This window comes from Afipia sp. GAS231, from assembly GCF_900103365.1.
Taxonomy (GTDB): Bacteria; Pseudomonadota; Alphaproteobacteria; order Rhizobiales; family Xanthobacteraceae; genus Bradyrhizobium.
In genome coordinates this window covers 6764759-6782747 of the sequence record NZ_LT629703.1, presented here as the reverse complement: position 1 = coordinate 6782747, position 17989 = coordinate 6764759, and the positions used below count along the sequence as shown (strand labels likewise).

Genomic DNA, 17989 nt, shown 5'->3' with positions numbered 1-17989 from the left:
ACCGCTCTGAAACGGGTTCCACTATGCCATGATGGCGCGGCCGGTAAAATGGCTACCCATGACTGCGAGAGACCTGAACGATGGCCAAAAGCCAACATGAACGAACGGCAAACGCCCGGGTGGTGCGGCTTGGCGGCCGCGAGGTCATTACCGAAGGTTTGAATCTGAATTTCTGGGCCGACATCAGCCACCGCTGCATGACGGCCTCCTGGCCGGCCTTTATCGCCGGCGCCGCGACGGTATTCGTCGCCTTCAACGCCTTCTTCGCGTTCTTCTACTGGATCGGCGATCAGCCGATCTCCAACGTCCCCGGCGGCGCCTACATCGACTATCTCTATTTCAGCATCGAAACGCTCTCGACCGCCGGCTATGGCGACATGCATCCGCAAACCCATTACGGCCATTTCGTCGCCACCGTCGAACTGTTTACGGGCATCTTCTCGATGTCGGTCATGACCGGGCTGGTGTTTGCCCGCTTCTCGCGGCCGAGCGCCCGGCTGCTGTTCGCCGAGAATCCGGTGATATCGGATCATGAGGGCGAGCGGACGCTGATGATCCGCCTCGCCAACGAGCGCCACAACATCATCAGCAACGCCACCGCCAGGCTCTGGCTGTTCAAGAATATCGTCAGCAAGGAAGGCCAGTCGCTTCGCCGGTTCTACGAACTGCCGCTATCGCGCAACGAAAGCCCGGCGCTGGCGCTGAGCTGGACCCTGTTTCACGTCATCGACGAGGCCAGCCCGCTATATGGCTTCAGTGCCGAGGATCTCGAAGCCAACAACATCGCACTGGTGGTAGTGGTGTCCGGATACGACGTGGTTGCAGCGCAAACCGTTCATGCCCGCAAAACCTATGACTATCCCGACATCCGCATCGGGCACCGCTATGCGGAAATCCTCGACACCGCGGAGGACGGCCGGCTGCGGGTCGATTACGGCCGGTTCCACGAGACTTTGCCGGACTAGGCATTGGCAGGGCTTGGCGTTGCAAGGCCGGCGCGACAGTCATGCACGCCAAGATTTGATCTTGGAAGCAGCGCAGGCGGTGCTAAAAAGGACATCGATTTGTCGCGGACCGACGATGATAGTGAAAACCCAGCGGCCGATACCAGGGGATGACGAGCACGTCGTGCTCAAATTCCGGCCGCGCACCTCGGCCCATCCGCCCGGCCGCCAAGAGTCCGCCCCGCCCCGCGCCCTGCCGGCTGCGAACGACCTGTCCCGTTACGAGCGTCCCCGCGAAGAGCCTGATGACTTCCGCCATCGCATGCTCGCCAATGTCGCGGCCCTGGCGTTCACGATCGCGCTGACCGCGATCGGCATCTGGCTCGCCATGAGCATCGCCGACCTGCGCCGAACCCAGGACTGCGTCCTGATGGGCCGGCGCGACTGCGCCCGCATTTCCGAGATGCCGAGCGGCCGCTAACCACGGAAACGGCCATTTTTCCAGCAAATCCGTTGCCACCAGGCCCGGCCGCCTCCATTGAACTCAGCGCCCCGCTCCGATATACGGGCTCTCGACTCCGGCCGGGAAAACAGCGCATTCCGGGGCGTGCGCCCGCCTCCTCCTGCCAATCCGGATTATCTCCAATATATCAAAGGCTTAATGATGTCCTCTACATACGATCAGATCGCCAACATTATCGCCGAGACCTGCGACATTCCCCGCGACACGATCAAGCCCGAGAGCCACGCGATCGACGATCTCGGGATCGACAGCCTCGACTTCCTGGACATCGCCTTTGCGATCGACAAGGCGTTCGGCATCAAGATGCCGCTCGAAAAGTGGACTCAGGAAGTCAACGACGGCAAGGCCACGACTGAACAGTATTTCGTGCTGCAGAATCTCGCGGACCGCATCGACGAACTGGTCGCCGCCAAGAACGCAGGAACGGGCGCGTAATCGCCTTCCATGGACCTCGATTATTTCAAGCTGATCGACCGTATCGTCGACCTCAACCTCGACGCGAAGACGATTACGGTCGAGGCACAGGTTCCGGAGAAGCACACCATCTTCGAGGGGCACTTCCCGGGCTACCCGATCATGCCCGGCGTGCTGCTGACGGAGGCGATGGCGCAGACGTCCGGCTGGCTGCTGATTGCCCTGACGAAGTTCGAGCGCATGCCGTTTCTTGCTTCGATCAAGGAAGCCAAGATGCGCGGCTTCGTCAGCCCCGGCGATCTCCTGAACATCGAGGCCAGCCTCGTCCACGACGGCTCGGGCTATGCCATCACCTCCGCCAAGGTGCGCGTCGGCGGCAAATTGAGGTCCGAGGCCACGATCACGTTCGGTGTCGTCGCCTTCCCGCATCCTGACCTGCGCGTGCACATGGACGCGATGGCCACCAAGATCGGCTTTCCCCTGCAGGCGATAATGCATGACTGAGTTCAATTCCCCGTCGCCTAAGGAAGTCTGGATCACCGGCATCGGCATCGTGTCCTCGCTCGGCGAAGGGCTCGACGCGCATTGGGATGCGCTGAACCAGAAGCGGATCAATACCGAAGCGAAGCGCTTCGCGCCCTACATCGTGCATCCGCTCGCTCCGGTTTCGTTCGACGCCCAGATTCCGAAAAAGGGCGATCAGCGCCAGATGGAAGCCTGGCAGCGCATCGGCACCTATGCCGCGGGGCTGGCGCTGGATTCGGCGGGGATCAAGGGCAACACGGAAATCCTCGGCCGCACCGACATGATCGTCGCCGCCGGCGGCGGCGAACGCGACCTCGCGGTCGATATCGCAATCATGAATGCCGACGCCAACGGCAATTCCGGGCCCGGCTTTCTCAACGAGCGGCTGATGAACGATCTGCGGCCGACGCTGTTCCTGGCCCAGCTCTCCAACCTGCTCGCCGGCAACATCGCCATCGTCCATGGCGTCTGCGGCACGTCGCGGACCTTCATGGGCGAGGAAGCCTCCTCGATCGACGCGGCGCGGATTGCGCTCGCCAGAATAGAATCCGGCCAGAGCGACATCGCGCTGGTCGGCGCCGCGCATAATGGCGAGCGTTCCGATCTGCTGGTGCTTTACGAATTCGGCGACTTCAACCTGACCGGAGACTTCGCGCCGGTATGGGCACGCGAGAACAACAGCGGCTTCGCGCTCGGTTCCGCCGGCTGTTTCCTGGTGCTGGAATCTCGTGAGCACGCGGAAGCGCGTGGCGCCAGGCCTTATGCCAAGTTGACGAAGGTGGTCGCCGACCTCGCGCAGCGCAAGCAGCCGGGCGCGGTGACCCAATCGCTGGAAGCGATGTGGCCGAAGCTCGGCGTGCTCACCGACAACGGCAACCTGATCACCGGAGCCACCGGCGCGGAACCGGTGACCTCGGAAGAAAAGGCGTTCCTGGCGAAGCGTCCGGGATTTGCGGTGCGCGCGACCGGGACAATGTTCGGCCACACGCTGGAAGCCCAGTTTCCGCTTGGGCTCGCACTGGCCGCACTTTCGATTTCGCGCGGCGCCCTGTTTCCGCCCAACGACCCGACCGGCCTCGAGGTTGAAAAGTCGGATGCGCCGACCCAGATTGTTGTGATGGGGACCGGTCACTGGCAGGGCGAAGGCATGGCGCTGGTGGAAGCGATCACATAAGCGAGCGCAGACGCACTCTTGAAAATACGGCGCGCAAGCGCGCTGTTGGAAATTCGGCGCGCAGGCGCCGACGCAACATCGACGGGGAAACCATGTCAGCACCACGCGATAAACTCGGCAGGCCGATCGTCGTCGTTACCGGCATGGGCGTGGTGACGTCGCTCGGCGCCGGCAAGCAGGACAACTGGACCCGGCTGACCGCGGGCGAGTCCGGGATCCGCACCGTGACGCGGTTTCCGGTCGATGGGCTGAAGACCACCATGGCCGGCACCGTCGATTTCATCACCGTCGATCCCGCCACTTCAACCGGTCTCACCGAGCGCCTCGCCGAGATCGCGACCGAGGAAGCGCTCGAACAGGCTGCCATCGGATCAAAAGCGGATTTTCCCGGGCCGCTGTTTCTTGCGGTCGCCCCGGTCGAGGTCGAATGGCCGCAGCGGCTCGAGATCGGGCGTGCGACCGGAATGACTAAATTCGATTTTGGCGACGTTCTGCGCATCAGCGGCGGCGGCGAGTTCGGCCAATATCACCGCCGCTTCATGTTCGGTTCGATAGCCAGTCACCTCGCCGAGACCTTCGGCACCAAGGGCTCGCCGATCTCGCTGTCGACCGCCTGCGCTTCCGGCGCCACCGCGATCCAGCTCGGTGTCGAGGCGATCCGCCGCGGCGAGGCCGACGCCGCGCTGTGCGTCGGCACCGACGGTTCGGTCAATCCGGAAGCCTTGGTGCGCTTCTCGCTGTTGTCGGCGCTGTCGACGCAGAACGCCCCGCCGCAGGCCGCCTCAAAGCCGTTCTCGAAGAATCGCGACGGTTTCGTCATGGCCGAGGGCGCCGGCGCGATGGTGCTCGAGAGCTATGAATCCGCGATGGCGCGCGGCGCCACCATTCTCGGCGTCGTCGCCGGCTGCGGCGAGCTGACCGACTCGTTCCACCGCACCCGCTCCAGCCCGGACGGCAAGCCGATCATCGGCTGCATGCGCAAGACGCTGGCCGATGCCGGCCTCGAGCCGGAGCAGATCGACCACATCAACGCGCACGGCACCGCGACACCCGAAAACGACAAGATGGAGTACAACACGACAGCGGTCGTGTTCGGCGAGCACCTGAAGAAGATTCCGGTGTCGTCGAACAAGTCGATGGTCGGGCATACGATCTCGGCCGCCGGTGCGGTCGAGGCGGTATTCTCGCTATTGACGCTGGAGCATCAGCGGATTCCGCCGACCATCAATTACGAAGTGCCGGATCCGGCGATCCTGTTTGACGTCGTCGGCAACAAGGCGCGCGACGCACGCGTCACCGCCGTGATGTCGAACTCGTTCGGCTTCGGCGGGCAAAATGCCTCGCTGATCCTGACGCGCGAACCCGTCTAGCACGTAGCCGCTTTAGATCATGAACCGTCTGCTCCTCCGCACCAAGGCGCGCCTGCGCGATGCCGCCAAGCCGTTGTCGGAGGCAGCCGTCGGCGCACTGACGATCGGCCTGTTGCGCACGACGCGCTATTTCGACCCGGACAAGACCGCGAACTTCTTTGGCCGCGTCGCGCATTTCATTGGCCGCAGGTTGCGCGAAGACCGGATCGGCCGCGAGAATCTGACGGCGGCCTTTCCCGAAAAGTCGCCCGAGGAGATCGAGAAAATTCTGGCCGGCGTCTGGGACAATCTCGGCCGCATCGGGGCCGAGTTTGCCCATCTCGACCACATCTGGGACTACGATCGCGATCATCCCGAAAAACCCAGCCGGATCGAACTTCCTCCGCGCACCATAGAATTGTTCGATGCGCTGCGCGATGACGGCAAGCCCGCGATCATTTTTGCGAGCCACCTCGGCAACTGGGAAATCCCAGCGCTCGGCGCCGTCGCTCACGGGCTCGATTGCGCGATCCTGTTCCGGCGTCCGAACAGCGAAGCCGCCGACCGCGCCATCGAACGCATCCGCGCGGTCAAGATGGGCACGCTGGTGCCGGCCGGCCGCGATGCGCCGCTGAAACTCGCCGAAGCGCTGCAACGCAACCAGCACGTCGCGATGCTGGTCGATCAGTACATGGGCAACGGCGTCGAGGTGACGTTCTTCGGCCGCAAGACCAAGGCCAACCCGACACTTGCAAGATTGCTGCGGCAGGTCGAATGCCCGGTGCACGGCGTGCGCATCATCCGGCTGCCGGACCACCGCTTCCGCGCCGAACTGTCCGAAGAGGTCAAGCCCGCGCGCGACGCGGCGGGGCAGATCGATATTCAGGGCACGATGCAGGCGGTTACGTCAGTGATCGAAGGCTGGGTGCGCGAATATCCGGACCAGTGGCTGTGGCTGCACCGCCGGTGGCGGTGAGATAATCTGAAGCTCTCAATTCCGTCATTGCGAGCGAAGCGAAGCAATCCATCTGGCTGCGCAAAGAAAGAATGGATTGCTTCGTCGCTACGCTCCTCGCAATGACGACGGGGAGCCTTACTTCCCCGTCTTCACTTTGGTCCACAGCCGGTTGATGATCCGCTGGGTGGCGGCGTCGCGGGCCTGGATCACGAACAGTTTCTTCTGCATCGCTTCGTCCGGGTAGATATTCTTGTCGTTGAGGATTTTCGGGTCGACCAGTTTCTGGCTCGCCAGATTGCCGTTGGCGTAGGACAGGAAATCGGAATTCTTCGCCGCGACCTCAGGGCGGTAGAGATAGTTGATCAGCTCATAGGCTTCCGCCACGTTCTTGGCATCCGACGGAATTGCCAGATTGTCGAAGAACATCTGCGCGCCCTCCTTGGGGATGGTGTAGCCGACCTCGATGCCGTTCTTGGACTCCGCCGCACGGCTGCGCGCCTGCATGATGTCGCCCGACCAGCCCACCACGAAGCAGATCTCGCCGGACGCCAGCGCGCCCAAATATTCGGACGAGTGAAACTTGCGAACATAGGGCCTGATCTTGAGGACGAGATCGGCGGCCTTTTCGAGATCGGCCTGCTTGGTCGAATTCGGATCGATCCCGAGATAGCTTAGCGCGGCCGGGAGAATATCGTCGGCGGAATCCAGCATGTGGATGCCGCAATCCCTAAACTTGGCGAGGTTCTCCGGCTTGAACACCATGTCCCAGCTGTCGATCTTGGCACCGGGCCCGAGGATCTTCTCCGCCATCTTGACGTTGTAGCCGATGCCGGTGGTGCCCCACATGTAGTTGGCGCCGTAGTTGTTGCCGGGATCGTAGATCGCCAGCTGCTGCGTCACCACCGGCCAGGCGTTGGCCAGATTCGGCAGCTTCGACTTGTCGAGCTTGAGGAAAACCTTTGCGGTGATCTGGCGCTGCAGGAAATAGCCGGTCGGCACAACGACGTCGTAGCCGGACTTTCCGGCCAACAGCCGCGTCTCCAGCGTCTCGTTGGCGTCGAAGGTGTCGTAGACCACCTTGATGCCGGTTTCCTTGGTAAAATTCTCCAGGACATCCGGCGCCATGTAGTTCGACCAGTTGTAGAAATTGACCGTGCGCTCTTCGGCGCTGGCGGGCGCGGCGAGCAGAATGGCAGCCAACACGCCAATCAAACGAAATTTGTTGCTGGTCCGATCACGCATCTCTCTACCTCTTGCGGCGATGGACCGCGTCCGACAGACGCTCCAGCGCGGTATCCAGCGTGGCATCCTTCTTGGAGAAGCAGAACCGCACCACCGACGTCACCGCATCCTGCTCGTAGAACGCCGACACCGGGATCGCGGCGACCTTGTAGTCGCTGACGATGCGCTGGCAGAATGCCACATCGGTTTCGTTCAATCCAAGCGGCGACAGATCGACCGTGAGGAAATAGGTGCCCTGCGATTTCAGCACCGGGAAGCCGATGCTCTCCAATCCCTTGGTGAGGCGATCCCGGCTCCGTGCCAGATCCTTGCGCATATCGTAAAAGTATTCCGCCGGCTTGTTGAGGCCGTAGGCGACCGCGGCCTGCAGGTTAGGCGCTGTCGTGAAGGTGAGAAACTGGTGCACCTTGGCGGCGACCCGCAGCAGCGGAGGTGCTGCGCAGACAAAGCCGATCTTCCAGCCGGTCAGCGCGAATATCTTGCCGGCGCTGCCGACCTTGATGGTGCGGTCGCGCATGCCCGGCATCGTGATCAGCGGAATATGCTCGCGGCCGTCGAACACGACGTGCTCCCAGACCTCATCACAAATCGCAATCGTGTCGAACTCCTGACAGAACCGCGCCAGCAATTCGAGGTCCTCGCGCGGATAGACCACAGCGGCCGGATTGAGCGGATTGTTGAACAACACCGCCTTGGTCTTGTGGTTGAAGACGCTGCGCAGCATTTCCTCGCTCAACCGCCACTCCGGCGGCTCCAGCCGCAGCAGGCGCGGAATGCCGCCGGCCTGGCGGATGATCGGCAGATAGCTGTCATAGACCGGCTGAAACACAACGACTTCGTCGCCGGGCTCGACCACGGCGAGGATCGACGCGGTCAGCGCCTCGGTACCGCCCGACGTCACCATCACCTCGGTCATCGGATCGAGCGTGAGCTTGTGCCAGCGCCCGTAGTGATCTGCTATCGCGGTGCGCAGTTCCGGAATGCCCATCATCGACGGGTATTGGTTGTAGCCGTTGATCGAGGCGTCCGCGGCGGCGCGGCGGATGTCCTCCGGGCCGGGATCGTCGGGAAAGCCCTGGCCGAGATTGATCGCGTTGTTGTCGCGCGCCGCCTGCGACATCGCCTCGAAGACGGTGACGGGAAGGTCGGCGAAGACCTTGTTCATGGAAGTCATGGTGCAAAGAAGCCCTGATCAGCCGCCGGTCCTGGTCGGCAGTCCCGCCGCCTTCCAGCCCAAAATGCCGCCGGCCAGATGGTGGTCATAGGCAAGGCCCGCTGCTTGGGCCGCCAACGAGGCCGTCACCGAGCGCTTGCCGGAGCGGCAGGCGAACACCACGGTCTTGCCTTTGGGGTCGGGAATGGCCGATGGATCGAAGGTCTGCAGCGGAACCACCACGGCATCTGGATAGGCCTCCACCGCGACCTCATTGGGCTCGCGGACATCGACCAGAAGATAGCGTCCCTCCGCGATCCCCTTCGACACTTCCTCCGGCGTTAAATCGTGCACCTGATGATCCGCCACGCAAACCTCCCGACCTCTGAGGGGCCATCCGGCCCGCTATTCGGGGCGCAAAGTCGCCTCTGGCGCGCCGAAAATCAAGCGCTGCGAACGGTTTAAACCGACGCCTGAAAGCTGCTCGGCAAGCCCCCCGCTACCGGAGCTGCTTCGTGATCGGCCAGGCTCCTTTGGTGGTTTGAGGACCGGACATCAAATAGCCCCGCCGAAGATAGAACGCGCGGGCGTTAGAACTCGCCTCCGCGCGGATCGTATCGGCGCCGCTTGCAAGCATCCGCCGCTCGAGCATCTCGAGCAGCGCCGTGCCCACGCCCCGGCCGGCAAATTCCGGGGCCGTATACAGCCCCTCCAGCGTATCGCCGTGAACGGCGCCCCATCCAGCCGCGACGCCGTCACGCTCGGCAACCCAGATCTCGAATTCGCAAAGTTTTTGCGCCATCCCGGCCAGCGTCAGTTGCGCCGCCCACGTTTGGGCCTCACCGGCCGGCATTCCCTTCGGCGCCAATTCGAGGATCGCCTTGCGCCTGATCTCGAAGAGATCGGTCGCATCCTCAGGCTTAGCCAGACGGTGAACAGCGCCCATGTCGACCTGCCATCCAGCGGAGGCTGGAAGGAATTCGTATCAGACCGCTGGCTAGATCGTCACCTGCGTGCCGACTTCCACCACGCGGCCGGTCGGGATCTGAAAATAGTCGGTGGCGTCGTTGGCGGAGCGGCTGAGGCGGATGAACAGCAGGTCCTGCCAGCGCGGCATGCCGGAATGCGCGGCCGGCTTCAGCGCGCGGCGCGACAGGAAGAACGACGTCGACATGATGTCGAACTGCCAGCCGAGCTTGCGGGCGATCGCCAGCGTTTTCGGCACGTTGGGCGATTCCATGAAACCGAACTTCAAGGTCACCTTGGAGAAGGTGGCGCTGAGCTGCTCCATCCGCACCCGCTCGGACGGGTCGATGCGCGGCGTCGGCGCAGTCTCGATGGTGAGAATAACGTTCTTCTCGTGCAGCACCTTGTAATGCTTCAGGCTGTGCATCAGCGCGGTCGGCGCGCTGTCGGGATCGGAGGTCAGGAACACGGCGGTGCCGGAGACGCGCTGCGGCGGGCGCTTTTCCAGCATCGCCACCAGGTCGGCCAGCGGGAATTCCAGCTTGCGCGACTTCTCGAACAACAGCCGGCTGCCGCGACGCCAGGTGTACATCAGCAGCATCACGATGCCGCCGAGCGCCAGCGGCACCCAGCCGCCCTCGAGCACCTTCAACAGGTTGGCCGCAAGGAACGTGAGATCGAGAAACAGGAACGGCGCGATCAGGGCTGCGGCGGCGATCGGCGACCATCTCCAGACCCGCCAGATCACGACAAAGCCCATCATCGCCGTGACCACCATGGTGCCCGTCACCGAGATTCCGTAGGCCGAGGCCAGCGCACTCGACGACCGGAACAGCAGCACCAGCAGTATGACCGCGATGAACAGCAGCATGTTGATGCGGGGAATGTAGATCTGGCCGGAATGCGATTCCGACGTGTGGCGGATTTCGAACCGCGGCATCAGGCCGAGCTGGATCGCCTGCCGCGTCAGCGAATAGGCGCCGGTGATGACGGCCTGGCTCGCAATCACGGTCGCCAGCGTCGCCAGCGCCACCATCGGGATCAGCGCCCAGTCCGGGAACATCAGGAAGAACGGATTTTCGATCGCCTTGGGATCGGCGATGACGAGCGCGCCCTGCCCGAGATAATTCAGCGCCAGCGACGGCAGCACGATGAAAAGCCAGGCGGTCTGGATCGGCCGCTTGCCGAAATGACCCAAATCAGCATAGAGCGCCTCGGCGCCGGTGACGGCCAGAAACACCGCGCCGAGCGTCACGAAACCGATCATGCCGTGATGGAGCATGAAGGAAACGGCATAGAGCGGATTGAGCGCCAGCATCACTTCGGGATGCCGCATGATCTGCGGCACGGCGGCGACCGCAATCACCGCGAACCAGACGCACATCACCGGGCCGAAGAAGGCTGCGACGCTGGCGGTGCCGCGCGACTGAACGGCGAACAGCACCACCAGAATGATGATGGTGAGCGGCACGACATAGGGATCGAACGTCGCGGTGACGAGCTTGATGCCTTCGATCGCCGACAGCACCGACAACGCCGGCGTGATGACCGCGTCGCCGTAAAACAGCGCACCGGAAATGATGCCAAGCAGCACGATCGCGCCGGCGCCCTTGGTCACGGCGCGCTGTGCCAGCGCCATCAGCGCCAGCGTCCCGCCTTCGCCGTGGTTGTCGGCGCGCAGCAGGATCAGCACGTATTTCAGCGTCACCACGACGAACAGCGCCCACAGGATCAGGCTGAGCACGCCGAGCACGGCCTGCGGCGCGGCATCGGCCGAGGCGCTGCTTGCAGCCACCACGGCTTCGCGCAACGCATAGAGTGGCGAGGTGCCGATGTCGCCATAGACCACACCGATGCTGCCGAGCATCAGGGCCTTGAAGCCTGCGGTGGAATGCGCTTCCCCATGTCCGTTGGCCGCGGGTGTTTCCACCGCGGTGACCGCGCTTTCGGATGACATGGGGATGGGCCTCAGCCGTTTCTCGCACTGCACAATGCAGGAGCGCAGTCGTATACTCCCGGCGCAAATGCATAGGTTAGCCTGAAATCAGGCCTCAGACATGCAATATACGCATGGATCAGGGGCATTTGCTAGACGAATCCTCTCAGACAATCAAATAGTTACCTGTGTACCGACCTCGACCACGCGCCCGGTCGGGATCTGGAAGTAGTCGGTGGCATCGTTGGCCGACCGGCTCATCGCAATGAACAGGTGGTCCTGCCATTGCGGCATGCCTGACTGCGCCGACGGCTTCAGCGACCGCCGCGACACGAAGAACGACGTCGCCATGATGTCGAACTGCCAGCCGAGTTTTCGCGCGATCACCAGCGCCTTGGGCACGTTCGGCGATTCCATGAAACCGAACCGCAACCGCACGGTCGCGAACTTGTCGCTGATGGATTCCATCCTGACCCGTTCGGCCGGATCGACGCGCGGCGTCTGTGCGGTTTCGATGGTCAGGATGACGTTGTGCTCGTGCAGCACCTTGTTGTGCTTGAGATTGTGCATCAGCGCGGTCGGCACGAAGCTCGGATCCGAGGTCAGAAACACCGCGGTGCCCTTGACGATGTGGGGCGGACGCTTTTCGAGGCTGCGGATCAAATCGGTCAGCGGCACCTCGATGCGCCGCGTCTTGGCGATCAGGATCGCCGCGCCACGGCGCCAGGTCCAGATCATCACGGCCACCGCCGCGCCGAACAACAGCGGCACCCAGGCGCCTTCGAGCAGCTTCAGAAGATTGGCGCTGAAGAAGGCCATATCGACGACGACGAAAGGCAGGATCAGCGCCGCGGCAGTCGCCCCGCGCCAGTTCCACAATTTCCAGACCACGACAAAGCCCATGATGCCGTCGGCGACCATGGTGGTGGAGACTGCGATGCCATAGGCCGAAGCGAGGCCGCTGGAGGTACGGAACAACAGCACCAGCAGCAGCACGCCGAGCAACAGCATCCGGTTGACCCGCGGCAGGTAGATCTGGCCGGCGTGGGTCTCCGAGGTGTAACGAACCTCGAAGCGCGGCAACAGGCCGAGCTGCACGGCCTGCCGGATCAGTGAAAACGCGCCTGTTATTACGGCCTGGCTCGCGATTACGGTCGCTGCCGTCGCCAGCACCACCAGCGGCAGCAGCAGGGCATCCGGAACCATGCGGTAGAACGAGTTCTCGATCGCCGACGGATCGGACAGCACCAGCGCGCCCTGCCCGAAATAATTGATCAGCAGCGAGGGCAGCACGAAATAGAGCCAGCCGGCCTGGATCGGCTTGCGCCCGAAATGACCGAGGTCGGCATAAAGCGCCTCGCCGCCGGTCACCGCCAGGAATACCAGGCCCAACGTCACCAGACCGATGGTGCCATGCGACAGCACGAACTGGATCGCGTAGTAAGGATTGATCGCCGCCAGTACGGTGGGATCGTCCTTGATGTGCATCAGGCCCATCACCGCCAGCGCCGTGAACCAGACCACCATGACCGGCCCGAACGCCGAGGCGACGCGCGCGGTGCCGCTGCTCTGCACCGAGAACAGCAGCACCAGAATGAAGATCGTCAGCGGCACGACGTAATGTTCGAGCCCCGGCGTGACCAGCTTGAGGCCTTCGACCGCCGACAGCACCGAGATCGCCGGCGTGATCATGGAATCGCCGATGAACATCGAGGCGCCGACGACGCCGAGCGCCAGCAGCGGCAGGCTCCGGCGGCCGAGTGCCCGCTGCCCCAGCGCCATCAGCGACAGCGTGCCGCCCTCGCCGTTGTTGTCGGCGCGCAGCAGCAGCAGCACGTATTTGGCGGTCACGACGATGAAGAGCGCCCACAGGATCAGACTGAGCACACCGAGCACGATCACGCGCGATATCGGCTCGCCGTGGGCGGCATGCGCGACGGCCTCGCGAAAAGCATAGAGCGGCGAAGTACCGATATCGCCGAACACCACGCCGATACCGCCCAGCGTCAGGGCCCAAAAGCCGGAGTGGGCCGGCGCCTCATGGGCTTCGGTGGAAGTCACGCTGACAGTCATGACGCGGGAAAAACGCTCTTGCGGTTGAATTGATCCGGGCGGCTATCGACGCTTCCGCGTTGCCTGTCAATCGAGCATAGCACCGCGGGCTGCGCGGAGCTCACCCAAAGCAGGTGCTCACCACAATGCAATGGAAGGTAATATAGTAGTTAGGTATTTTACGGCTTCAGGTCAGGCGGCAGCGGCGGCGCTTCGCGCATCAATGTGATGGTCACGCGTCGGTTGGCCGGCAGCGTGGGATCGTCGGGAAACAGCGGCTGGCCGTCGGCCTTGCCGGCGACCGCGAAGATGTGGGACGGCGGCAGCCCTTCCCGCTCGAGGATCTGGCGCACGACGTTGGCGCGGTCGGCGGAAAGATCGAACGCGCCGTAATCGCCGCGCGCCGGTACGAAGCCTGCCGAGGTGTGGCCGGCGATGTTGACCCGCAGCGGCGTCGCCTTGAGCGGACCGGCGAGCTTCTGGATCAGACGGCGGGTTCGGTCGTACGGCACCTTGGAGCCATCGGCGAACATCGAGCGGCCGTCCTGGTCGACGATTTCGAGATTGAGGCCCTCTTTGGTCTCCTCGAACATGATGTGCTTGGAGATTTCGGTCAGTTCCGGCATGTCCTGCAGCGCCTGGCGCAGCGAGGCCGAGGCCAGCGAAAATTCACGGTCGATCGCCAGTTTGGCCCCGTTCGATTTGGATTTGTCCTGGTCATCCGGGGTCGGGGTGGCCGACGAATCCTCCGGGGAAACATGATCGACGTTCTTCAGCTTCGGCCGGGTCGGCAGACCGTCGGATTCGACGATACCGGAATAGCGCACCTGGGTCTGCACACCGAACGCGTCGCGCATCGAGCCGGCGACGACCTTCAGCTTGTTGTTGTCCATGGTGGAGAAGGCGACGAGCATCACGAAGAAGCTCATCATCAGGCCCATCAGGTCGGCAAAGGTCACGAACCAGCCGTGACCTCCGCCGTGTGCGTCGCCGCGTTTTTTCTTGGCCATGCCTTAGCTCCGGACTGCCGTACCCGCGCCTCAGGCCGGAACCGGTTCGCCCTCTTCGTGGCGATGCTTCTCAGGCAGATAGGCCAGCAACATTTCCCGGACCAGCGCCGGGCTCTTGGAGTCGCGGATCATCAAAATGCCGTCGATGATCAGCGTGCGGTTGGTTTCCTCGTCCAGAAGCTTGCCGTGCAGCTTGTCGGCGATCGGAAGACAGAACAGGTTAGCCACCAGCGCGCCGTACAGCGTCGCCAGCAGCGCGGTCGCCATGAACGGGCCGAGTTTCGACGGGTCGGTCATGTTGGCGAACATCTGCACCATGCCGATCAGCGTTCCGATCATGCCGAACGCCGGGGCGCAGTCGCCGATGGCGCGGTAGATCTTGCTGCCCTCGTCGAGATGCATCAGAAAATTGTCGCGGTCACGCTCGAGATTGTCGCGGATGAATTCGAGGTCGTAGCCGTCGGCGACATAGCGGATTCCCTTGGCGAGGAACGGCTCGTTGGTCTCGACCTTTTCAAGACCGACCGGTCCCTGCTTGCGGGCGATCTCGGCGATGCGGGCGAGTTCGTCGACCAGGTCGCGGGCGGAGAGCCGGCTCATGGTGAAGGCGAATTTGGCGCCGAGCGGCAGGCCGTGCAGCATCACGCCGAGCGGAAAGCGGATCATGGTGGCGGCGATCGAACCGCCGAAGATGATGATCACGGCATGTTCGGAGACGAACATGTGCAGGTCGCCGCCCATGAGCACCATCACCGTGATAACGGCAATGCCGGAGATGAGCCCGACGCTCGTCATGATATCCATGGGAAGCTCCAACGCTACGCGACACCCGCCTATCCTGGACGGTGCGCGGCCCAATTCAGGCCACGTAGCGCAACCCTACGGCCCTGCCATTAAAGACGCGTAAAGGTTAAGTGCGGCAATTGCGGCGGCCGGTGCTTTGCAAAGGATCGGAGGCAATCTCAACCTTTTGCTAACCATGATGCGCGCGGCCGGCAGCCTCTGGCGCCGCGCACCGATGCCGCCGTCCCGATGCTGCGTGTACCCGTCACAGATCTGAGCTAGTTCAAGTTGACCTTCGGAACGCTCGTCCGCGTCCGCAGCGACAACAACGGTCGCGGCGACAGCTATCGCCAGTGCATTGAAGCGCCAGACGAGCCTGAGGAACGCATTCTCGCGCTGCATAGCGGCATCCATTGCGACTCGGGCGCTTTGTTCAGTGAATCTCCGCCGACTTCTTCAGCGCCGCCTTCAGCTTCTCAAGCGTGAAGTCGGGGCTGCGCGCGATCTCCAGGATCGGCGTTTCGCGGCGGGCGCAGAGTTCGCAGGCATCGGGAATTTTCGCGGCGATATCGTGCGGGATCACGATCGCGCCATGGCTGTCGGCGTGAATGAGATCGTCGGAGCGCACCGTCATGCCGGCGACGCGGACTTCGCCGCCGAAATTTTCGGCATGCACCCAGGCGTGCGACGGTCCGATCGAGCCGGCCAGCGCCTGAAAGCCCGGTGCCCACTGCGGGATGTCACGGATCGATCCGTCGGTGATGACGCCGAGGCAGCCGAGCGCCTTGTGGACGTTGCTCTGCACTTCGCCCCAGAACGCGCCGTAGCCGACGTCTTCGCCGTCGATGTCCTGGATCACGGTGATGCGCGGGCCAAAACCAGTGCCGACATATTCGTAATATTCGATGCGGCGCTTGGCCTGCTCGTCGGCCGGCAGGCCCGACTTCAGCACCGAACGGATCGTCACGGTGCGGGCATAGCCGACCATCGGCGGCAGATCGGGAAACGGGCAGACCAAGGGCTTGGTGGTGTAGCCGATCAGCCGGCGCTCAGGCGCGACGATTTCCATCGCATTGCAGATCGTCGGCGTATCGTAGCGGCCGAGCGCTTCGAGTACGGACGCGGGCAAGGGAGCGGTAACAGCTTTGTTCACGGCGTTTCTCCTGATTTTGGGACCGGTTCTTTCGGACCGTATGTCGCCAAGCCGTATAGCCGAGATTGGGCATAAACCCAACTCGGCAGCGCTCATGGCAGATATCGGAAGTTGGGTACGAGCTTCAGTTCAGCCGCGTCGGCCGTTCGTCCTCGGTATCGCTTGGAACAGGCGCAAACGCTGAAGCCACCGCCGTCGGTGCGGCCGCACCGGCCGTCGTCGCCGTGGCGGCTGCGGCTGCGGCCGCTTGGCGCTCGTGATCGCGATACGACTTCCATCCCAGCGGCAGGCTCGCGAGATAGAGCACCGAGCAGGTTGAAAGGATGTGCCAGGGATAACCGATCAACAGCGCGATGAAGAACACCACCGAGACGAATACCGGCAACACCATCTCGGGCGGCACCCGCATCTTCACCGACTTGCCCGAAAATACCGGCAGCCGCGACACCATCAGGAATGCGATCAACAGCGTGTAGGCCGCGGTCAGCACCGCCGGCGCCTTCGGAATGCCGAGGAAGGCGAGATAGACCGGCAGCAATGCGAGGATCGCACCGCCGGGCGCCGGCACGCCGGTGAAATAATTCGCCGCAAAAGCGGGCTTGTCGGGATCGTCGATCGATGCGTTGAAGCGCGCCAGACGCAAGCCGCCCGAGATCGCAAACACCATCGCCGCGATCCAGCCGCCATTGTTGAGTTCGTGCAACTGCCAGAAGTACAGGATCAGGCCGGGCGCGACGCCGAAATTGACGAAGTCGGCGAGGCTATCGAGTTCGGCCCCGAACTTCGACTGCCCCTTGATCATGCGCGCCACGCGGCCGTCGACGCCGTCGAGCACCGCCGCGAACACGATGGCGTAGACCGCGAGATCCATCCGTCCTTCGGTCGAGAGCCTTATGGCAGTCAGCCCGGCGCAGATCGCCAGCAAGGTGATGAAATTCGGCACCAGCATGCGCACCGGGATCGGGCGAAACCGGCGGCGGCGCAGTTGCGGATATTGGGGGTCAAAGGGCGTCATGGCTTGCCATTATATAGCAAGCCGGCGCGCGGTCCGCCATCGGCTGGTTCCGGCCCGCGCCGATGGTTAATCGGCCCGGAAGGTCCGCCCCTGCTCGCTTGAGCCGAAATCGGCCAAAATGGTCTCGCCCGCAATCGCGGTCTGGCCTTCGGAAACCAGCGATTTCATGCCTTCCGGCAGATAGACGTCGAGGCGCGACCCGAACCGGATCAAGCCGAACCGCTCGCCGGCGCCGATCGACTGCCCTTCGCGCACGAATGAGACGATCCGCCGCGCCACCAGGCCGGCGATCTGGACCACGCCGATCCGCCCGTTGGCGGTGGAGATCACCAGCGAGTTGCGTTCGTTGTCTTCGCTGGCCTTGTCGAGTTCGGCATTGATAAACGCGCCCGGACGGTAGGCGATGCGGTCGATCCGGCCGGCAACCGGGCTGCGGTTCACATGGCAATTGAACACGCTCATGAAGATCGAGATCCGCGGCAGTGGCCGGTCGCCGAGACCGAGTTCGGCCGGCGGCAGCACCTGCACGACCATCGAGACGCGGCCATCGGCCGGCGACACCACGATGCCTTCGCGCACGGGGGTCACGCGAACCGGATCGCGGAAGAACAGCGCGCACCACACCGTCAGCAGGGTTCCAATCCACCCAAGCGGGGTCCAGATCCAGAACAGGATCAGGCTGGCCAGCGCAAACCCGCCGATGAAGGGATAGCCCTCGGGATGAATCGGCGGGATCTGCGCGCGGATCGAATTCGCAATCGACATGATGGCTCGCTGTTGTCTGTCGCACTC

The 17989-nt window shown here is 63.3% G+C and carries 19 protein-coding genes; 7 read left to right on the top strand and 12 right to left on the bottom strand.

Annotated features, from left to right (window positions below; genetic code table 11):
- Positions 1–80 precede the first annotated feature (80 nt).
- The 7 genes from BLS26_RS31765 to BLS26_RS31735 all read left to right on the top strand — a co-directional run bounded on the left by BLS26_RS31765 (position 81) and on the right by BLS26_RS31735 (position 5905).
- The gene (locus BLS26_RS31765) at positions 81–965 is read left to right on the top strand and encodes an ion channel (protein WP_092516408.1); all 885 of its coding nucleotides are present in this window, start codon (positions 81–83) and stop codon (positions 963–965) included.
- 121 nt (positions 966–1086) lie between these two features.
- On the top strand, positions 1087–1425 hold the full coding sequence (locus BLS26_RS31760; RefSeq protein WP_092518868.1) for a hypothetical protein: 339 nt from the start codon (positions 1087–1089) through the stop codon (positions 1423–1425).
- A gap of 183 nt (positions 1426–1608) precedes the next feature.
- Complete coding sequence (locus BLS26_RS31755) at positions 1609–1902, top strand: acyl carrier protein (protein WP_074832091.1); 294 nt, start codon at positions 1609–1611, stop codon at positions 1900–1902.
- A gap of 9 nt (positions 1903–1911) precedes the next feature.
- Positions 1912–2385 carry a 3-hydroxyacyl-ACP dehydratase FabZ family protein gene (locus tag BLS26_RS31750; protein ID WP_092516407.1) on the top strand — a complete coding sequence of 158 codons (474 nt, stop codon included), beginning with the start codon at positions 1912–1914 and terminating at the stop codon, positions 2383–2385.
- Positions 2378–3580, top strand: a complete 1203-nt coding sequence (locus BLS26_RS31745) for a beta-ketoacyl-ACP synthase (protein ID WP_092516406.1) — start codon at positions 2378–2380, stop codon at positions 3578–3580. The genes BLS26_RS31750 and BLS26_RS31745 overlap by 8 nt, the downstream gene beginning before the upstream one ends.
- 92 nt (positions 3581–3672) lie before the next feature.
- A complete protein-coding gene (locus tag BLS26_RS31740) occupies positions 3673–4950 on the top strand; it encodes a beta-ketoacyl-ACP synthase (protein WP_092516405.1) in 1278 nt (425 codons plus the stop codon).
- A gap of 19 nt (positions 4951–4969) precedes the next feature.
- Positions 4970–5905, top strand: coding sequence for a lipid A biosynthesis lauroyl acyltransferase (locus BLS26_RS31735; RefSeq protein WP_092516404.1), 936 nt, complete (start codon positions 4970–4972; stop codon positions 5903–5905).
- Between the two features lie 117 nt (positions 5906–6022).
- Here BLS26_RS31735 and BLS26_RS31730 read toward each other — a convergent pair whose 3' ends face one another.
- From BLS26_RS31730 to BLS26_RS31675, 12 genes are all read right to left on the bottom strand, one after another.
- Entirely contained in the window at positions 6023–7129 is a 1107-nt protein-coding gene (locus BLS26_RS31730; RefSeq protein WP_092516403.1) for a polyamine ABC transporter substrate-binding protein, read from the bottom strand.
- 4 nt (positions 7130–7133) lie between these two features.
- A complete protein-coding gene (locus BLS26_RS31725; RefSeq protein ID WP_092516402.1) occupies positions 7134–8303 on the bottom strand; it encodes an aminotransferase in 1170 nt (389 codons plus the stop codon).
- Between the two features lie 18 nt (positions 8304–8321).
- On the bottom strand, positions 8322–8651 hold the full coding sequence (locus BLS26_RS31720; RefSeq protein ID WP_092516401.1) for a rhodanese-like domain-containing protein: 330 nt from the start codon (positions 8649–8651) through the stop codon (positions 8322–8324).
- Between the two features lie 130 nt (positions 8652–8781).
- Complete coding sequence (locus tag BLS26_RS31715; RefSeq protein ID WP_092516400.1) at positions 8782–9228, bottom strand: GNAT family N-acetyltransferase; 447 nt, start codon at positions 9226–9228, stop codon at positions 8782–8784.
- A 51-nt stretch (positions 9229–9279) separates the two neighbouring features.
- Complete coding sequence (locus tag BLS26_RS31710; protein WP_092516399.1) at positions 9280–11205, bottom strand: potassium transporter Kup; 1926 nt, start codon at positions 11203–11205, stop codon at positions 9280–9282.
- A 153-nt stretch (positions 11206–11358) separates the two neighbouring features.
- A complete protein-coding gene (locus BLS26_RS31705) occupies positions 11359–13257 on the bottom strand; it encodes a potassium transporter Kup (protein WP_092516398.1) in 1899 nt (632 codons plus the stop codon).
- Between the two features lie 158 nt (positions 13258–13415).
- Positions 13416–14246, bottom strand: a complete 831-nt coding sequence (locus tag BLS26_RS31700; RefSeq protein ID WP_092516397.1) for a flagellar motor protein MotB — start codon at positions 14244–14246, stop codon at positions 13416–13418.
- Between the two features lie 30 nt (positions 14247–14276).
- Entirely contained in the window at positions 14277–15050 is a 774-nt protein-coding gene (locus BLS26_RS31695) for a motility protein A (RefSeq protein WP_092516396.1), read from the bottom strand.
- Between the two features lie 75 nt (positions 15051–15125).
- Positions 15126–15431, bottom strand: coding sequence for a hypothetical protein (locus BLS26_RS31690; RefSeq protein WP_157676641.1), 306 nt, complete (start codon positions 15429–15431; stop codon positions 15126–15128).
- A 31-nt stretch (positions 15432–15462) separates the two neighbouring features.
- Positions 15463–16182 (bottom strand): RraA family protein, encoded by a 720-nt coding sequence (locus BLS26_RS31685; protein WP_092516394.1) that lies wholly within the window; start codon positions 16180–16182, stop codon positions 15463–15465.
- 124 nt (positions 16183–16306) lie between these two features.
- Entirely contained in the window at positions 16307–17197 is an 891-nt protein-coding gene (locus tag BLS26_RS31680) for a phosphatidylcholine/phosphatidylserine synthase (protein WP_092516393.1), read from the bottom strand.
- 66 nt (positions 17198–17263) lie between these two features.
- Complete coding sequence (locus BLS26_RS31675) at positions 17264–17962, bottom strand: phosphatidylserine decarboxylase (RefSeq protein WP_092516392.1); 699 nt, start codon at positions 17960–17962, stop codon at positions 17264–17266.
- Positions 17963–17989 lie beyond the last annotated feature (27 nt).

What these genes read in the sequence shown, in the direction of transcription:
- BLS26_RS31690 (WP_157676641.1), bottom strand. Translation starts at nt 15,431, where the DNA reads ATGCAGCGCGAGAATGCGTTCCTCAGGCTCGTCTGGCGCTTCAATGCA.
- BLS26_RS31735 (WP_092516404.1), top strand. Translation starts at nt 4,970, where the DNA reads ATGAACCGTCTGCTCCTCCGCACCAAGGCGCGCCTGCGCGATGCCGCC.
- BLS26_RS31675 (WP_092516392.1), bottom strand. Translation starts at nt 17,962, where the DNA reads ATGTCGATTGCGAATTCGATCCGCGCGCAGATCCCGCCGATTCATCCC.
- BLS26_RS31730 (WP_092516403.1), bottom strand. Translation starts at nt 7,129, where the DNA reads ATGCGTGATCGGACCAGCAACAAATTTCGTTTGATTGGCGTGTTGGCT.
- BLS26_RS31710 (WP_092516399.1), bottom strand. Translation starts at nt 11,205, where the DNA reads ATGTCATCCGAAAGCGCGGTCACCGCGGTGGAAACACCCGCGGCCAAC.
- BLS26_RS31725 (WP_092516402.1), bottom strand. Translation starts at nt 8,303, where the DNA reads ATGACTTCCATGAACAAGGTCTTCGCCGACCTTCCCGTCACCGTCTTC.
- BLS26_RS31750 (WP_092516407.1), top strand. Translation starts at nt 1,912, where the DNA reads ATGGACCTCGATTATTTCAAGCTGATCGACCGTATCGTCGACCTCAAC.
- BLS26_RS31755 (WP_074832091.1), top strand. Translation starts at nt 1,609, where the DNA reads ATGTCCTCTACATACGATCAGATCGCCAACATTATCGCCGAGACCTGC.
- BLS26_RS31705 (WP_092516398.1), bottom strand. Translation starts at nt 13,257, where the DNA reads ATGACTGTCAGCGTGACTTCCACCGAAGCCCATGAGGCGCCGGCCCAC.
- BLS26_RS31745 (WP_092516406.1), top strand. Translation starts at nt 2,378, where the DNA reads ATGACTGAGTTCAATTCCCCGTCGCCTAAGGAAGTCTGGATCACCGGC.
- BLS26_RS31680 (WP_092516393.1), bottom strand. Translation starts at nt 17,197, where the DNA reads ATGACGCCCTTTGACCCCCAATATCCGCAACTGCGCCGCCGCCGGTTT.
- BLS26_RS31695 (WP_092516396.1), bottom strand. Translation starts at nt 15,050, where the DNA reads ATGGATATCATGACGAGCGTCGGGCTCATCTCCGGCATTGCCGTTATC.
- BLS26_RS31700 (WP_092516397.1), bottom strand. Translation starts at nt 14,246, where the DNA reads ATGGCCAAGAAAAAACGCGGCGACGCACACGGCGGAGGTCACGGCTGG.
- BLS26_RS31765 (WP_092516408.1), top strand. Translation starts at nt 81, where the DNA reads ATGGCCAAAAGCCAACATGAACGAACGGCAAACGCCCGGGTGGTGCGG.
- BLS26_RS31715 (WP_092516400.1), bottom strand. Translation starts at nt 9,228, where the DNA reads ATGGGCGCTGTTCACCGTCTGGCTAAGCCTGAGGATGCGACCGATCTC.
- BLS26_RS31740 (WP_092516405.1), top strand. Translation starts at nt 3,673, where the DNA reads ATGTCAGCACCACGCGATAAACTCGGCAGGCCGATCGTCGTCGTTACC.